A 15,480-nucleotide genomic window follows, 5' to 3' on the forward strand; every position below is an offset into this window, starting at 1 on the left:
TTGCTTCTGCTTCTCTACTAAGTCCGCCCGCGACGGGCGTCAGATTGCGGTGGATGAGGATGGCCGGGCGGCCACAGGGGCCCCGGTCAGCGATTCGACCTGCCAGACGCCGTCGCGCAGCACCAGCTCGCGATCGCAGACGAATTCCTGCTGATCGTGCTCGTGTCCCGGCAGGATCTGGACGACGATCTGCCCGGCCGCGCGCAGGGCCCGCACGGCCTCGACCAGATCGGGTTCCAGCCCCCAGGGCGCGCGCACCGCGGGACTGGGCATGGCGGGTGCGAGCAGCCCCGCCAGTTCGCGCAGATCGAGACTGAAACCGGTGGCCGGACGGGCCCGGCCGAAGACCCGGCCGATGTCGTCGTAGCGGCCGCCGCGCACCACGGCGTTCGGCCAGCCGCCGCAATAGACGGCAAACACCACGCCCGTGTGGTAATGGAAGCTGCGCACGTCCGCCAGGTCGACGCCGATGTCGACGTCGGGCAGCGCCTTGGCCAGCGCCGCCAGCATGTCCAGCGCCTGCCGGATGCGCGGCAGAGCGGGCAGCTGCGCGCGGGCCCGTTCCAGCACGTCCAGTTCGCCATACAGGGTGGGCAGGACCTGCAGCGCATGGGCGGTGGCCGGCGCCAGTCCGGATGCCAGGGCCGCGAGGCCGGGCACGTCCTTGTCGCGCAGCAGGCCGAAGATCTCGTCGGCGCGGGCGGCCGCGACCGGATCGGTCTCCAGCAGCGCGCGGACCACGCCAAGGTGGCTCAGGTCGATGCGGCAATCGGCCACACCGGCTCGCCGCACGCTTTCGAGCGCAAGCTGGACGGCCTCGATGTCGGCCTCGGGACCGGCATGGCCGTACAGCTCGGCGCCTATCTGCAGCGGCTCGCGTGTCGCCCACAGCCCGCGGGGCAAGGTGTGCAGCACGCTGCCGCAATAGCACAGCCGGGTAGTGCCGGCCCGGTTGAGCAGGTGGGCGTCGATGCGTGTGACCTGCGGCGTCATGTCGGCGCGGATACCCAGCGACCGGCCGGACATCTGGTCGACCAGCTTGAAGGTGTGCAGGTCCAGGTCTCCCCCGCTGGCCGAGAGCAGCGAGTCGAGGTACTCCACCAGCGGCGGCATGACGAGCTCATAGCCGTAGGTGCGGTACAGGTCCAGCAACAAGCGGCGCAGCTCTTCGATGCGCCGGGCCTCGGCCGGCAGGATGTCTGCCAGGCTCTCGGGCAACAGCCATTTGCCCATGCGGGGATCTCGCAATGATTCAGTAAAAACGATGGACGAAAAAAAAGCGGCTGCGGGTATGCACACGGTGCAAGCCCTTCAACCGCTTCTTCCAAGCTTGGGTAGCCCGCTTTATGCACCATTCTGGTGCAATGGGAAAACCGGACGTACCTCTTGGCTTACACGCTATTGTCTACTCGAATCCCTACAAAATCAAGTTTACGTGGCACGACGCCCACGCATTGTTCACGTTCTTCTATGACGTGATCCAAATGTTTTGCTTACGCGCGCCGAGGCGGTGCATTTAAATATCGCGGCAGCATGGGAAGGACGGCTACCGGCCGCCGGCGCGGCGGAACGGGCCCGCTCCCTCTTTTCCCGGACCCAACCGGAGACCGCCTTGGCCCCCTCTTCCGCTCTGCCCGACTTCGACGCCTTCCGCCTGAAGCGCTTCCTGCAATCCCTGAACGAGGACGCCTTGCTGCGCCAGCCCGAAGCGGCCCTCGGCGACGTCGCCGCGATCCTGGAGCGCAGCCCGCGCGCCGTGCTGATCGAACGGCCCGGCGGCGGCGACACCCCGCTGTGCGGCAACGTCGCTGGCAGCCGAGAAAGGCTCGCCCATGCCTTCGGTACGACGGCCGCCGAGCTCCCTACCGAAGTCATCCGCCGGCTGCGCAACAAGCCCGAGTTCATCGAAGTGCCGCCGGCGCAGGCGCCGGTACGGGAAGTCGTCCTCGAGGGAAGCGATTGCGACCTGACCCGGCTGCCCGTGCATCTGCAGCACGGCCTGGACGGCGCCCCCTATATTTCCGCCTCCATCGATTTCGTCAGGGATCCCGATACGGGCTGGACCAACGTCGGCGTACGCAGGCTCATGCTGCGCGGCCGCCGCGTGGCCGGCATCGACCTGGTCGCCCCCTCGGACCTGCGGGCGATCTACCTGAAACAGTCCGGAAGGGGGGCACGCGTACCCATCGCCTTCGCGGTCGGGTCGCACCCCATCGACCACATCGCGGCCACCATGCGCATTCCCGGCGACGAGCTCGGCCTGCTCTCCAGCCTCCGCGCCGCCCCGCTGCCCGTGGTCAGGTGCCTGACCAACGACCTGCTGGTGCCCGCGGACGCGGAATTCATCATCGAGGGCTATCTGGACGAGGCGGGCCACGTCGAGCCCGAAGGCCCTTACGGCGAGTTCCTTGGCTATTACGGCGTGGTCAAGAAGAATCCGCTGTTCCACGTCACCGCCATCACCCATCGCCGCGACGCGATTTTCCAGACCGCCACCATCAGCGGCCCCAACATGGCCTGGACCGATACCGCGCAATTGAATGCCCTGCGGACCGAAGTCATGGTGTGGCGCGCGCTGGAGACCGCCGTGCGCGAAGTCAAGGGCGTGTTCGCGGCGCCGGCCAACGGCGGCATGTTCAACGTGCGGGTCGCCCTGCAGCAGCGGGTGCCGGGCGAGGCGCGCAACGCCATCGCTGCCGTGTTCGGGTCCCTTTCCAACGTCAAGCACGTATTCGTGGTCGATCCCGACATCGATATCTTCTCTGACACCCAGATGGACTGGGCGCTCGGCACGCGCTTCCAGGCCGACCGCGACCTGGTCGTGCAGACCGGCATGCGCGCCATGCCGCTGGATCCGTCCCTGCAGGGCAGCCGCCAGGGCGCCAAGGCGGGTTTCGACCTGACGCTGCCCTTGCTGGGCCCGGGCGAGTCGCGCCCGCTGGAGTACCGCGTCCCGGAGGCGCCCCGCTTCCAGGGACGCCGGTTCGATTCGCTCGAAGCCGCCCTCGAGGACGGGCCCAAGTACTTCGAGGAACTCATGGCGGCGACCGGCAGCGGAGATGGCCGCGAGATCGTCCGCTGGCTGGAAGACATGGCGGCCGTCCGGCCCCTCGTCCGCGACGACGAAGGCCGCTACCGCTTCCGTTGATCGTTCCCCCGCACGCATTCCCCACCAAGAAAGAGGACGGCGGAGCCTCCGCTGTTCCCAGAGGAGACATGGCAATGACGAAGAGGCTATCGAGGAACGCCCAAAACGTGGATGGACACCGCCGCGCCGCGCTCGTGGTCACCCTGGCGGCCGCCCTGGCCGCGTGGCAGCCCGCCGCCGCCCAGGACGCCGCCGACTATCCCAGCAAGCCGATCAAGATCGTTTCCCCCCATGCCGCCGGCGGGCTGGGCGACACCTTCGCGCGCTACATCGCCCAGCAACTGGCCTCCACCTTCGGCCAGCCGGTGATCGTCGAGAACCGGCCGGGCGCCAGCCAGACCATCGCCGCAGAAACCGTGGCCAAGTCGCCGCCCGACGGCTACACCCTGCTCATCGCCACGCAAAGCGCCATGGTGTTCAACCCCCTGCTGCGCAAGCAGCTGCCGTACGACCCGCTGAAGGATTTCACGCCGATCTCGATGCTGTTCGACACCCCGACCTACCTGGTGGTGAACAAGGCCTTGCCCATGCGCACCGTGGCCGATCTCATCGCCGCCGCCAAAGTCTCTCCCGGCAAGTTCACGTATGCCTCGCTGGGTACCGGCAGCTCGCATCACCTGCTGGCGGAGATGTTCAAGAAACAGGCCGGCGTGGACATCCTGCACGTGCCCTACAAGGGGAGCTCCAATGCCAGCACCGACCTGATCGCCGGCCAGGTCGACATGATGTTCGAAGGCGGCGCATCCTCCCTGCCGCACGTGCGCGCCGGCAAGCTCACCGCGCTCGCCTCCACCGGAGAAAAGCGCACGGAAATCATGCCCGACCTGCCCACGGTCAGCGAAACCCTGCCCGGATTCAGCGCCAACGTCTGGTTCGCCCTCTCCGGCCCAGCCGGCCTGCCCGCCCCCATCGTCGCCAAACTCAACCGCGAAGTCGTGCGCATCCTCAAGCAGCCTGCCACCCACGACAAATTCGTCGACATAGGCGTGGAACTGCTGCCCAGCACCCCCAAGGAAATGGCCGACCGCATCCGCACCGAAATCCCCGAATGGCGCACCGTCGTCATGGCCGCCGGCATCCAACCCGAATAACGCGCCCAACAAAAAAGGCAGCCAAGCTGCCTTTTTTTCACTGCGCTGCATTCGCGCAGCCACACCTCCAGCGCCACACCCTCAAAGACGCTTCCTGGACCCAGGATGCGGTGGATCCGGCTCCGCCGGTCCACCCGCATCGCCCCCTGGGGGGCGCGCGTAAGCGCGTAGGGGGGGCCTACTTCCCCTCAGCCGACTTCATGAACCGGAAGAACTCCGAACTCGGATCCATCACCAGCATGTCGGCCTTGGAGCCGAACGACGCGCGGTAGGCTTCCAGGCTCTTGTAGAAGCGGTAGAACTCGCGATCCTGGCCGAAGGCCTGGGCGTAGATGGCCGAGGCCTTGGCGTCGCCCTCGCCTTTCATCTGCTGCGCCTTGCGATAGGCTTCGGCCAGGATGACCTCGCGCTGGCGGTCCGCATCGGCGCGGATCTTCTCGCCCTCGGCGGCGCCGATGGAACGCTGTTCGTTGGCCACGCGCTTGCGCTCGGCCTCCATCCGGCGATAGACCGACTCCGAGATCTCGGGCACGAAATCCACCCGCTTCAGGCGTACGTCGACGATCTCCACGCCCAGCAACTTGGCCGCCGCTTCGGTATTGGCGCGAATTTCCTGCATGATCTTGTCGCGCTCCTTGGACGTGACGTCGTTCACGGTGCGGCGGTTGATCGAGGCGTTCAGGGCATCGCGGATCAGTGCCTGCAGCCGTTCCTGGGCGGCGCGCTCGTTGCCGCCGAAGGTCACGTAGTAGGTGCGCGGATTCGAAATGCGCCACTTCACGAAAGAGTCGATCAGAAGATTCTTCTTCTCGGAAGTCTGCACCCGCTCGCTTTCGGCCGAGTCGATGGTCAGGATGCGCTTGTCGAACTGCTGCACGTTCTGGAACGGCGGCGGGAGCTTGAAGTACAGGCCCGGTTCGTCGATGACCTCCTTGATCTCGCCCAGGGCGAAGACGACGGCATAGTTGCGCTCGTTGACCACGAAGACGCACGAAGACAACACAGCCAACCCAACGAGCAGACCAATCACCGCCGGAATCAAACGGTCCATGGTGGTATTCCTTGTCAATAATCCAGTTACTGCGCGCCCCGCACCGCATCCGGCCAGGACGCCGCGGATCCGGTTCCACCGGTCCGCCGGCACGGCCCTGGCGGGCGCGCGTCAGCGCGCAGGGAAAGCATCACCTAGCGTTGCGGTCGCGCGAACGCAGGGCGTCGCGTCCGGCCTCGGGCAGCACGCTCCCCGTAAGCGGCTGCGGCAGCCCGTTCGAGCCAGCTCCCGCCGCCGTGGACGACGAGCGCGCCCCCGTCGAGGTTTCCTGGGAAACCTGCTGCATCAGCTTGTCGAGCGGCAGGTACAGCAGGTTGCTGCCGTTGCGCGTATCCACCAGCACCTTGGAGGTGTTGGCGAAGACCTGCTGCATGGTCTCGAGATAGAGGCGGTCGCGCGTGACCTGCGGCGCCTTGCGGTACTCGGCCAGGATCTGCGCGAACCGGGCGGCATCGCCCTCGGCGTTCTCGACGATGCGCTGGCGATAGCCCTCCGCTTCCTGCAACAGGCGCGAGGCCGCGCCCGCAGCGCGGGGCACCACGTCGTTGGCGTAGGCCTGCCCTTCGTTGATCTGGCGCTCCCGGTCCTGGCCGGCCTTGACCGCGTCGTCGAAGGCTGCCTGGACCTGTTCGGGCGGCTGCGCGTTCTGGATCGCGACGGTGCTGATCAGCACGCCGGTGCCGTACAGATCCATGATCTGCTGCATCAGCGTGGCCACTTCCGAGGCGACCTGTGTACGGCCTTCGTACAGCACGAAGTCCATCTTCTTCTTGCCCACGATCTCGCGCATCGCGGTTTCGGCCGCCTGCTTGACCGCTTCGTCGGGACCTCGGTTGTTGAACAGGTAGTCGCGCGCGCCGGTTTCCTTCAGGCGGTACTGGACGACGAACTGCATGTCGACGATGTTCTCGTCGTCCGTCAGCATCAGGGATTCCTGCAGCACTTTGCTGCGGGAGGTATTGCGGAAGCCGACCTCGATGGTCCGCAACTGCGAGAGATTGACGATCTCGTGGCTCTGGATGGGATACGGCAGGCGCCATTGGAAGCCGGCGCGCGTGGTTTCCTTGTATTTGCCGAACTGCGTGATGACCGCGACCTGGCCTTCCTGCACGATGAAGAAGCCCGACGCCAGCCACAGCAGCGCCACCACCACGACCACCACCAGCAGGCCGACGCCGGTGCCGCGGGAAGAAGGCGAAAAACGGCCGCCGCCGTTGTTGCCGCCGCCCGGAGGCCCGGAGGGCTTGCGGCCGAACAATCCGCCCAGCTTGCGGTTGAAGTCGCGCCACAGCTCGTCGAGATCGGGAGGTCCGCCGCTATTGTTGTCCCGTCCGTCGTTGGGCGGTCGCCGGGGAGGCTCGTTGCCGGAGCCGCCGCCGCTTCCGCGGCCCCAGTTGGAGTCGTTCAGATTGAATATTCGAGTTATCGAAGGCAGACGCATCTTTGTAGTAAGCGAAGCGGACGGGACGAACCCGTCGCCTAGGATCGGGCGTCAGCCGCAGGGCTGACGGACGAAGACAGCGTACGAAAGCGCGGATCGCCACTATTATTACCCAGGGCAACCGGATCTGCTTGACTGGCCTCGACAATCGCACCCCGCAGTGCATCCAGGCCGCAACGCTCGATCGCGCTCACGAACACCCGCGAGATCGTACCATGCTCGTTGCGCTCGACTCCGGCCTCGTGGCGGCTTTGGTCGATCTTGTTGTAGACCAGGATGCGCGGGATGTCCGCCGCCCCGATTTCCTCGAGCACCTTGTCCACCTGGGCGATCTGTTCGTCGCGCTGGGGGCTGGCGGCGTCCACCACGTGCAGGAGCAGGTCGGCGTGGACGGTCTCTTCGAGGGTGGCGCGGAATGCCGCGATCAGCGTGTGCGGCAGTTCCCGGATGAAGCCCACCGTATCCGACACGACGACCGAGCCCGCCCCTTCGATCCAGATGCGTCGGGTAGTGGTATCGAGAGTGGCGAACAACTGGTCGGCCGCGTAGACGTCGGCGCGCGTCAGGGCGTTGAACAACGTCGACTTGCCGGCGTTGGTGTAGCCCACCAGCGAGACCGAGAACGCCCCGCCGCGCGCCCGCGAGCGGCGCTGCGTCTGCCGCTGGCGTTCGAGCTTGTCGAGCCGGTCCCGCAGGGTGCGTACCTTGTCGCCGATCATGCGGCGGTCCATTTCCAGCTGCGACTCGCCCGGTCCGCGCATGCCTATGCCGCCACGCTGGCGCTCCAGGTGGGACCACATCCGCGTCAGGCGCGTGGCCAGGTGCTGCAGTTGCGCGAGCTCGACCTGCAGCTTGCCTTCGTGGCTCTGCGCCCGCAGCGCGAAGATGTCGAGGATGAGCGCGACCCGGTCGACCACCCGCATGTTCAGGGCGCGCTCCAGGTTGCGTTGCTGGGCCGGGGTCAGATTGTGGTTAAACAGGATGATCTCTGCCTGGCCCGCCGCGGCCGCCAGGGAGATTTCTTCCACCTTGCCCGAGCCGACGAATAGTGCGGCGTCCGGCCGCGCCCGGCGGGCAACGATGGTATCGACGATATGCGCGCCGGCCCCTTTGGCCAGCATGACGAATTCGTCGGTTTGTGCCTGGAATTCGGGCTCGCCGAAATCGACGCTGACGATCAGCGCCCGCATCAGCGGCCCGGCATTCCGGTTTGGGATTGGAGGATTAGTCTGCAGCGGCTTCAACCTGGAAGTTGACCGGACGCGAAGGCACCACGGTCGAGATGGCGTGTTTGTAGACCATTTGCGTCACGGTATTGCGCAGCAGCACGACGTATTGATCGAAGGATTCGATCTGGCCTTGCAGCTTGATGCCGTTGACGAGGTAAATGGAAACGGGAACGTGTTCTTTACGCAGCACGTTAAGGAACGGGTCTTGTAGCAATTGCCCTTTATTGCTCATTAGTGGGCTCCTGGATGTGTTTTTCTTGGCGGATGCCAACTCTGTTACTGTACCGGGTTTTCCCCAGGGAAACTAGCGAATCTCAAAACTGAGAAATGCCGTTCCCTTTATATGGGGATGCCGCTGCATTCCCACAAGAGCACTGCACCCGGAAAATACTCGGTTACCCCGCCTTGTCGAGATAAGGATTCCTCGAGTTTCTAAACTCGATCCTCAATGGAGTTCCCTGCAGCAAGAAAGTTTCCCGGAATCGCGTTTCGAGGTATCTGCGATACGAATCCGGAATCTGGTCCAGCGCGCTGCCGTGAATCACAATGAGCGGAGGATTCTGCCCCCCCTGGTGAGCATAACGCAGCTTGGGCCGGAAAATACCCTTGCGCGGAGGTTGCTGCTGATCCACGGCGGCTTGCAGCGCCCGCGTCAGCTTGGGCGTGGAAAGCTTGGCGAAAGCGGCGGCATGGGCCGCTTCGATGGATTTCAGCAACGGGCCGATGCCCGCATTGCGCAGCGCCGACACCGTGTGCATCTTGGCGAAGGAAAGAAAACGCAGTTTGCGGTCGAATTCGCGCTTGATTTCGTCCCGCCGGTCGCTGTCGGCGCGGTCCCACTTGTTGATGGCGACCACCAGCGCGCGGCCGGTCTCCAGCACGAAGCCGGCGATGTGGGCATCCTGCTCGGAGATCTCGGCGCTGGCGTCGAGCATCAGCAGCACCACGTTGCTGGCCTCGATCGCCTGCAGGGTCTTGATGACCGAGAACTTCTCGACCGCCTCGAACACCTTGCCCCGCTTGCGCAGGCCGGCGGTGTCGATCAGGGTGTAGCGGCGGCCGCCGCGCTCGAACTCGATCTCGATGGCATCGCGCGTCGTGCCAGGCTGGTCGAAGGCGATGACGCGCTCTTCCCCCAGCAGCGTGTTGACCAGCGTGGACTTGCCCACGTTGGGCCGGCCGACGATGGCCAGCTTGATCCGGTGGTCGACGGGGTCGACCGGGGCAAAGCCCTCTTCCCCCTCCACGGGCTCGCCGTCCTCCTCGGGCTCGGGCGCGGCCTCGACCAGGCCTTCCAACGCGGTCTCGATCAGGTCCACCACGCCGTCGCCGTGGGCGGCCGAAATCGCATGCGGCTCGCCCAGCCCCAACTCGTAGAACTCGGCGGACGCGGCCGTGCGGGACATGCCTTCGGCCTTGTTGACCGCCAGCAGCACCTTGCGCCCGGAGCGCCGCAGGCGCTCGGCGATCTCGCGGTCATGCCCGGTCAGGCCGACGCGGCCGTCGGTCAGGAATACCACGGCATCGGCCTCGTCCACCGCCTGGACGGTCTGCTTGGCCATTTCCGCCATGATCCCGTTCTTGGCCACCGGCTCGAAGCCGCCGGTATCGACGACGATGAAGGGATGATCCCCCACCCTGCCCTCGCCGTAATGGCGATCGCGCGTCAGGCCCGGGAAGTCGGCCACGAGCGCGTCGCGCGAACGGGTCAGCCGGTTGAACAACGTGGACTTGCCCACGTTGGGCCGTCCCACCAGGACGACCACCGGTTTGAATACAGAGGGTTTCATCGTCGAAAAAGCCTTGCTACTTATTGACCGACATTGATCAGGGACAGATTGCCCTTGGAGGTCTGCACCAGCACGCCGCGGTCGGTCGGCACGGGCGGCGCCAGGATGGCGCTGCCGTCGGTTGCGATGCGGGCCAGCAGGCTGCCGTCCTCCCGCTGCAGGAAATGCACGTAGCCCTGGTAATCGCCCACGGCGATGGCCCGGCCGACGGATGCCGGCGCGGTCAGGCCGCGGTTCTGCAGGACGTCCTGCTTCCAGATGTTGGCGCCGCTGTCGAGCGCGAAGCCGAAGACCACGCTACGGTCATTGACCGCATAGGCGAAGCGTACGTCGGCGGCCAGGCCCGTCACGCTGGAAAACTCGCGCGACCAGGTCGAATTGCCCGAGCCCACGTCGAAGCAATTGATGCGGCCCTGGTAGGTGACGGCGCACAACTGCCGGCCCGATATGACCGGCGCGCCCACGACGTCGGCGACACGCTCGAGCTCGCTGGTGCCGCTCGGATTGGCTACGGTGCCTTCCCAGCGCACCGCGCCGCCGTTGGTCGCGATGGCGATCAGCTTGCCGCCCGGCAGGCCGGTGAAGACGTAGCCGCCGGAGAGCAGCATCTCGCCCGGCGCGCGCAGCGCCAGCGCGGGCCCAGGACGCTGGACGCTCCAGCGCCGGCGGCCGGTGTCGGCGTCATAGGCCTGGATCCGGTAGTCGCCGCTGCGCACGACGACCAGGCCGTCGCCCACCAGGGGCGGGATGGTGATCTCGCTGGACGCCTGGGCACGCCACTTGACCGCTCCCGTGTCATCGAGGGCGATTACCTCGCCGCGCGGCGTCGCCACCGCGGTGACACGGCCGTCGCTGCCGACGCCCGCGGACAGGTTGGTCTTGGTCGAGGTGCGCCAGATCTCGGCGCCGGTGGCCAGCGAGTATTTGCCGACCGAGCCGTTGGTGGTGGCGGCGTAGACGGCGTCGCCCACTACCACGGGCACGAAGCCGACCCCGGATTTGTTGCCTACCGATACGCTCCAGCCATTGCTGACCGGCAGCGTGGCATTGAAATTGGTCAGGGGAGCCGGCGGATAGCGCGGCTTCTCGCTGGAGAACAGCGAACATCCTCCGAGCGCGAGCACGGCCGCGATCGCGGCGGCCTGGCGCAGGCGGCGCCAGCCGAGGCGCTCGCCGGTATGGCGGTTAAGCAACTCCATCAAGCTCCTCCGAGGGCATCGAGTTTCAGTTGGATGGACGAACGCAGGTCGGTGGACGGATCGAGCTTGGCGAGCGCTTCCTCGTAGGCCTTGCGAGCCTCGTCGCGCTTGCCCTGCCCGGCCAGCACGTCGCCGCGGCGGTCCGCGTACAGGGCGGCAAAGGCGGCGGGCGGCTGCGAACCGAGCACGCCGAGCGCCTCGTCGTAGCTCTTCTCGTCCAGCAGCAGTCCGGCCAGCCGCAGGCGCGCCACCGCGGCCAGGGCTTCGTCGTCGCCGCGGTCGATCACCCACTGCAACTGGGCGCGCGCCGACTTGGCGTCGCCCGCATTCTGGTAGGCATGCGCCGCCAGCAGCGCCGCCCGGGGCGCGTAGCCGGTGCCCGCGTACTTCTCGAGGATGGTTCCGGCCGCATCCTTCACCCGGGCCATGTCGCCGGCTTCGGCGGCCTTTTCCAGCGCCTCGAACTGGCCCATGGCGTTGGCCGCCTGGTTGCGCTGGTACCACTGCCAGCCGTTCCAGGCCGCCGCGGCCAGCAGCACGATGGCCGCCACCCCCAGTATGAGGTTGCCGTACTTGGCCCACCAAGCCTTGAGTGATTCCAGTTGTTCCTGTTCGTCGATGTCGTAGGCCATGCACGCCCCGGTTGATTGGATAATGGCAAGAATATGTCGCGGGCCGGCTGCAACCCGCGGAAACTCAAGAGCCGCAAGATTAACTGATACGGCGCCGTCCCGTATCCGGCGGCCGTGAAAGCCGGCTATTCCGACCCGCTGGCGACCAGTTCGTTCACCAGGAATCGCGGCAGCTCGGCCATCGAGACCCGGCGCTGGGGCACCCCCTCGGCGCGCAACGCCTTGACGCTGGCTGCGCCTTCGGCCATTTCGTCCTCGCCGAGGATCACCGCGTATTCGGCCCCGCTGCCATCGGCGCGCTTCATCTGCGACTTGAAGCTGCCGCCGCCGCAATGCAGGATCACGTCCAGCCCCTCATCGCGCAAGGCTTCGGCCAGCCGCATGGCGGCGCGGGCTGCCGGCTCGCCCTGGTGCACCACGTAGACGTCGCACTCGGGCTGGGCTTGCGCCGGCCGCGCCTGGGACCACAGGTCCAGCAGCCGCTCCATGCCGATGGCGAATCCCACCGCCGGCGCCGGCTTGCCGCCCAGGAGCGAGATCAGGCCATCGTAGCGCCCTCCCCCGCAGACGGTCCCCTGGGCGCCGAGCCGGTCGGTCACCCACTCGAACACGGTCAGGTTGTAGTAGTCCAGGCCGCGCACGAGGCGCGGATTCACCCGGTAGGAGATGCCCGCATCGTCGAGCCTCTCGCGCACGCCGTTGAAATGCGCCAGCGACGCCTCGCCCAGGTAGTCGAGCAGGCGCGGCGCGTTGTCGGCCATCTCCTGCAGCGCGGGGTTCTTGGTATCGAGCACGCGCAGCGGATTGGTATAGAGCCGCCGCTTGCCGTCCTCGTCGAGCTGGTCCTTGTAGCCTTCCAGGTAGGCGATCAGCGCCTGCCGATGCGCGAGGCGCTCCTCGGCCGAACCGAGCGAGTTGATCTCCAGCCGGATGTCGGCCAGGCCGAGAATCTTCCAGAGCCTGGCCAGCATGAGGATCAGCTCGACGTCGATGTCGGGCCCCGCCAATCCGAGCGCTTCCACGTCGATCTGGTGGAACTGGCGGTAGCGGCCCCGCTGCGGGCGCTCGTGCCGGAACACCGGGCCGATCGCGAACACCCGCTGCGGGCGGTCGTAGATCAGGTTGTGCTCGATGGTGGCGCGCACCATGCCGGCCGTGAACTCGGGCCGCATGGTGAGCGAATCGCCGTTCAGCGAGTCGGTGAAGCTGTACATCTCTTTTTCGACGATGTCCGTCACCTCGCCGATGCCGCGCGTGAACAGCCGCGTCTGCTCCAGCACCGGCGTGCGCAGATTGCGGTAGCCGTAGCTGCGCAACCACTCGCGCACCAGCGACTCCAGCCGCTCCCACTGCCCCGAATCGGCCGGCAGGATATCGTTCATGCCGCGGATCGCGGACACTTTCTGGAAATTTTCGTTAGTCATTTTGGGGTACCCCCCTACGCGCTGACGCGCGCCCCCCAGGGGGCGGCGCTGGCGGACCGGCAAAGCCGGATCCGCGGCGCCCTGGATCTAGTACGGCTTTCCTGGTTCGTGCGCTGTTGCCACCGCTGGCAGCCAGCGAAGCACCGATGCCACAACCCAAGATAACGGTACTAGACCCAGGATGCGGTGGATCCGGCTTTGCCGGTCCACCCGCATCGCCCCCTGGGGGGCGCCCGTCAGGGCGTAGGGGGGGGATTGAACCTTTTTTCTACGTAATCTTCCACCAGCGCCTGGAACTCGCGGGCGATGTGCTCGCCCTTGAGCGTGACCGAGCGCTGGCCATCGATGAACACCGGCGCCACCGGCTGCTCGCCCGTGCCGGGCAGGCTGATGCCGATGTCCGCGAACTTGCTTTCGCCCGGGCCGTTCACCACACAGCCCATGACCGCCACGTGCAGGTTTTCGGCACCAGGGTACTTCAACCGCCACACCGGCATCTGCGCCCGCAGGTAGTGCTGGATGTCGGCCGCCAGCTCCTGGAACACGGTGCTGCTGGTGCGACCGCAGCCCGGGCAGGCCACCACCACGGGCGCGAACGCGCGCAGCCCCAGGCTTTGCAGGATTTCCTGCGCGACCACCACCTCCTTGGTGCGGTCGCCATTGGGCTCGGGCGTCAGCGAGACCCGGATGGTGTCGCCGATGCCCTCCTGCAGGAGGATGCTCATGGCCGCGGTCGAGGCGACGATGCCCTTGCTCCCCATGCCGGCCTCGGTCAGGCCGAGATGCAGCGGGTACTCGCAGCGCCGCGCGAGATCGCGGTACACCGCGATCAGATCCTGCGCGTTGCTGACCTTGCACGACAGGATGATGCGATCGCCGGGCAACCCCAGCGACTCCGCCCGCCGGGCATTGTCCACCGCCGACACCACCAGCGCGTCGCGCATGACGGCCTGGGCGTCCCAGGGCCTGGCCCGGCGGCCGTTCTCGTCCATCATGCGCGCCAGCAGATCCTGGTCCAGGCTGCCCCAGTTGACGCCGATCCGCACCGGCTTGTCGTAGCGGCACGCGACCTCGATCATCTGCGCGAAATTGTCGTCCCGCTTCCTGCCCGCTCCCATGTTGCCCGGATTGATCCGGTACTTGGACAAGGCCTGCGCGCACTCCGGATACTGCGTCAGCAGCTTGTGCCCGTTGTAGTGGAAGTCGCCCACCAGGGGAACGTCCACGCCCATGCGGTCGAGCTGCTCGCGTATGGCGGGCACCTCGCGGGCGGCTTCGGCGGTATTGACGGTGATGCGCACCACCTCGGAGCCGGCCAGCGCGAGTTCCTTGACCTGGATGGCGGTGGCGATGGCATCGGCCGTGTCGGTGTTGGTCATGGACTGGACCATCACCGGCGCGTCGCCGCCTACCGCGACCGATTTGCCCGCCCAGCCGATGCGGACCTGGCGGGTCGGCCGGCGCGTGGCGGGCCCCGCGGGGAACGGGGCGTTGTCGCTCGAGGATTCGGCTACGGGCTGCGTAGGGTTCATGATGCGGAATACGCTATTGCAGGGTGAGCCGGGCCACGTTGTCCCGGCGATACGGCGCCAGGTCGACCGGAGCGCCGCGCCAGCTCAAGTCTACCCCGTTGACGTTGCCGATCACGACACGGTAGGGAGCGCCGGACGGGTCGAGCGCATAGGGTTCGTTGGCCGGGATGATGCGCGAGACGGCCACGGTGCCGTCCGCGCGCCGGATCTCGACCCAACTGGCCTGTTTCAGGGTCAGCGCCAGGCCAGGCTCGGGGGCCGGCGCAGGAGCGGGCTCGGGAGGCGCAACCGGCTCCAGCGCGGGCGCGGGCGTGGCGGGCGGCGCCGCGGGCGTTTCGGCCGTAGTGGCGGGCGCCAGCGGCGTCTCCACCTGGATGGCGGTCTTGCTGCCGGCGACGTCCAGGTCCGTGGACGCCGATTGCTGGCCGAAGGAAAGCTTGCCCTGCTGGTTGAGCGCATAGCCAAGCAGCACCAGCGCCAGTACGGCCATCACGCCGCCCACCAGCCACGGCGCCAGGCGCTTGCGCCCTCCCGCGGCAGGCCAGGCGCGGCCGGACGATTGCGCCAGCGGGCTGGACAGCGACGATGCCTGCTCCAGCGAAACCGGATCGGCAACCTGCAACTGCGGCGACAGGGCCTGCAGCATCGGGGCCGGATCGATCTCGAGCAGGCGCGCGTAATTGCGCACGAAACCCCGCAGCGGCATGCCTTGCGGCAGCTCGGCCCAGTTTTCGTTCTCGAGTGCGCGGATCTGGCGCACGGCGAACTTCAGGCGGTCGGAGACATATTCCTGGGACCAGCCCCGCGCTTCGCGCAGGCGCGCCAGTTCCCGGCCCACGGACGACGAAGACGGCGCGCCGGACGCGGGCGCATCGCCACCCCGCAGTCCGAGCTGGCCGGTTTCGTTGTGTTCAGACATCGACGACTCCTTGTCAGGCCCCAT

13 protein-coding genes are annotated in these 15,480 nt (G+C 66.9%); 2 read left to right on the forward strand and 11 right to left on the reverse strand.

From position 1 onward, the window contains the following. Positions 1-39 precede the first annotated feature (39 nt). Positions 40-1,233 (reverse strand): ATP phosphoribosyltransferase regulatory subunit, encoded by a 1,194-nt coding sequence (locus tag CDO44_RS10740; protein WP_087780228.1) that lies wholly within the window; start codon positions 1,231-1,233, stop codon positions 40-42. A 379-nt stretch (positions 1,234-1,612) separates the two neighbouring features. Here CDO44_RS10740 and CDO44_RS10745 point away from each other — a divergent pair, with 379 nt between their 5' ends. Then, positions 1,613-3,148 (forward strand): UbiD family decarboxylase, encoded by a 1,536-nt coding sequence (locus CDO44_RS10745; protein WP_233146128.1) that lies wholly within the window; start codon positions 1,613-1,615, stop codon positions 3,146-3,148. Between the two features lie 74 nt (positions 3,149-3,222). Beyond that, positions 3,223-4,239, forward strand: coding sequence for a tripartite tricarboxylate transporter substrate binding protein (locus CDO44_RS10750; protein WP_158213255.1), 1,017 nt, complete (start codon positions 3,223-3,225; stop codon positions 4,237-4,239). 178 nt (positions 4,240-4,417) lie between these two features. Here the strand turns inward: CDO44_RS10750 and hflC are convergent, their stop codons facing one another. From hflC to CDO44_RS10800, 10 genes are all read right to left on the reverse strand, one after another. Continuing rightward, on the reverse strand, positions 4,418-5,290 hold the full coding sequence (gene hflC, locus CDO44_RS10755; RefSeq protein ID WP_087780230.1) for a protease modulator HflC: 873 nt from the start codon (positions 5,288-5,290) through the stop codon (positions 4,418-4,420). Between the two features lie 130 nt (positions 5,291-5,420). Beyond that, positions 5,421-6,731 carry an FtsH protease activity modulator HflK gene (gene hflK / locus CDO44_RS10760; protein ID WP_369824607.1) on the reverse strand — a complete coding sequence of 437 codons (1,311 nt, stop codon included), beginning with the start codon at positions 6,729-6,731 and terminating at the stop codon, positions 5,421-5,423. Positions 6,732-6,769: 38 nt separating this feature from the next. Then, positions 6,770-7,921: a GTPase HflX gene (hflX, locus tag CDO44_RS10765; RefSeq protein ID WP_087780231.1), complete on the reverse strand. Its 1,152-nt coding sequence runs from the start codon at positions 7,919-7,921 to the stop codon at positions 6,770-6,772. A gap of 34 nt (positions 7,922-7,955) precedes the next feature. Then, positions 7,956-8,192, reverse strand: coding sequence for an RNA chaperone Hfq (gene hfq, locus CDO44_RS10770; RefSeq protein WP_087780232.1), 237 nt, complete (start codon positions 8,190-8,192; stop codon positions 7,956-7,958). A 163-nt stretch (positions 8,193-8,355) separates the two neighbouring features. Further along, the gene (gene der, locus CDO44_RS10775; protein ID WP_087780233.1) at positions 8,356-9,750 is read right to left on the reverse strand and encodes a ribosome biogenesis GTPase Der; all 1,395 of its coding nucleotides are present in this window, start codon (positions 9,748-9,750) and stop codon (positions 8,356-8,358) included. 20 nt (positions 9,751-9,770) lie between these two features. Further along, the gene (gene bamB / locus CDO44_RS10780; protein ID WP_087780234.1) at positions 9,771-10,949 is read right to left on the reverse strand and encodes an outer membrane protein assembly factor BamB; all 1,179 of its coding nucleotides are present in this window, start codon (positions 10,947-10,949) and stop codon (positions 9,771-9,773) included. Beyond that, positions 10,949-11,581, reverse strand: a complete 633-nt coding sequence (locus tag CDO44_RS10785) for a tetratricopeptide repeat protein (RefSeq protein WP_087780235.1) — start codon at positions 11,579-11,581, stop codon at positions 10,949-10,951. The genes bamB and CDO44_RS10785 overlap by 1 nt, the downstream gene beginning before the upstream one ends. Before the next feature lie 125 nt (positions 11,582-11,706). After that, complete coding sequence (gene hisS / locus CDO44_RS10790; RefSeq protein WP_087780236.1) at positions 11,707-13,005, reverse strand: histidine--tRNA ligase; 1,299 nt, start codon at positions 13,003-13,005, stop codon at positions 11,707-11,709. Positions 13,006-13,241: 236 nt separating this feature from the next. Then, positions 13,242-14,537, reverse strand: a complete 1,296-nt coding sequence (gene ispG / locus CDO44_RS10795) for a flavodoxin-dependent (E)-4-hydroxy-3-methylbut-2-enyl-diphosphate synthase (protein ID WP_087780237.1) — start codon at positions 14,535-14,537, stop codon at positions 13,242-13,244. 13 nt (positions 14,538-14,550) lie between these two features. Next, entirely contained in the window at positions 14,551-15,456 is a 906-nt protein-coding gene (locus tag CDO44_RS10800; RefSeq protein WP_158213256.1) for a RodZ domain-containing protein, read from the reverse strand. Positions 15,457-15,480 lie beyond the last annotated feature (24 nt).

The organism is Pigmentiphaga sp. NML080357 (assembly GCF_002188465.1).
GTDB lineage: Bacteria > Pseudomonadota > Gammaproteobacteria > Burkholderiales > Burkholderiaceae_B > Pigmentiphaga.

Bases quoted from the DNA above. Each gene is read 5' to 3' on its own strand.
- CDO44_RS10740 (WP_087780228.1), bottom strand. From the start codon at position 1,233: ATGGGCAAATGGCTGTTGCCCGAGAGCCTGGCAGACATCCTGCCGGCC.
- CDO44_RS10750 (WP_158213255.1), top strand. From the start codon at position 3,223: ATGACGAAGAGGCTATCGAGGAACGCCCAAAACGTGGATGGACACCGC.
- hflC (WP_087780230.1), bottom strand. From the start codon at position 5,290: ATGGACCGTTTGATTCCGGCGGTGATTGGTCTGCTCGTTGGGTTGGCT.
- hflK (WP_369824607.1), bottom strand. From the start codon at position 6,731: ATGCGTCTGCCTTCGATAACTCGAATATTCAATCTGAACGACTCCAAC.
- hflX (WP_087780231.1), bottom strand. From the start codon at position 7,921: ATGCGGGCGCTGATCGTCAGCGTCGATTTCGGCGAGCCCGAATTCCAG.
- hfq (WP_087780232.1), bottom strand. From the start codon at position 8,192: ATGAGCAATAAAGGGCAATTGCTACAAGACCCGTTCCTTAACGTGCTG.
- der (WP_087780233.1), bottom strand. From the start codon at position 9,750: ATGAAACCCTCTGTATTCAAACCGGTGGTCGTCCTGGTGGGACGGCCC.
- bamB (WP_087780234.1), bottom strand. From the start codon at position 10,949: ATGGAGTTGCTTAACCGCCATACCGGCGAGCGCCTCGGCTGGCGCCGC.
- CDO44_RS10785 (WP_087780235.1), bottom strand. From the start codon at position 11,581: ATGGCCTACGACATCGACGAACAGGAACAACTGGAATCACTCAAGGCT.
- hisS (WP_087780236.1), bottom strand. From the start codon at position 13,005: ATGACTAACGAAAATTTCCAGAAAGTGTCCGCGATCCGCGGCATGAAC.
- ispG (WP_087780237.1), bottom strand. From the start codon at position 14,537: ATGAACCCTACGCAGCCCGTAGCCGAATCCTCGAGCGACAACGCCCCG.
- CDO44_RS10800 (WP_158213256.1), bottom strand. From the start codon at position 15,456: ATGTCTGAACACAACGAAACCGGCCAGCTCGGACTGCGGGGTGGCGAT.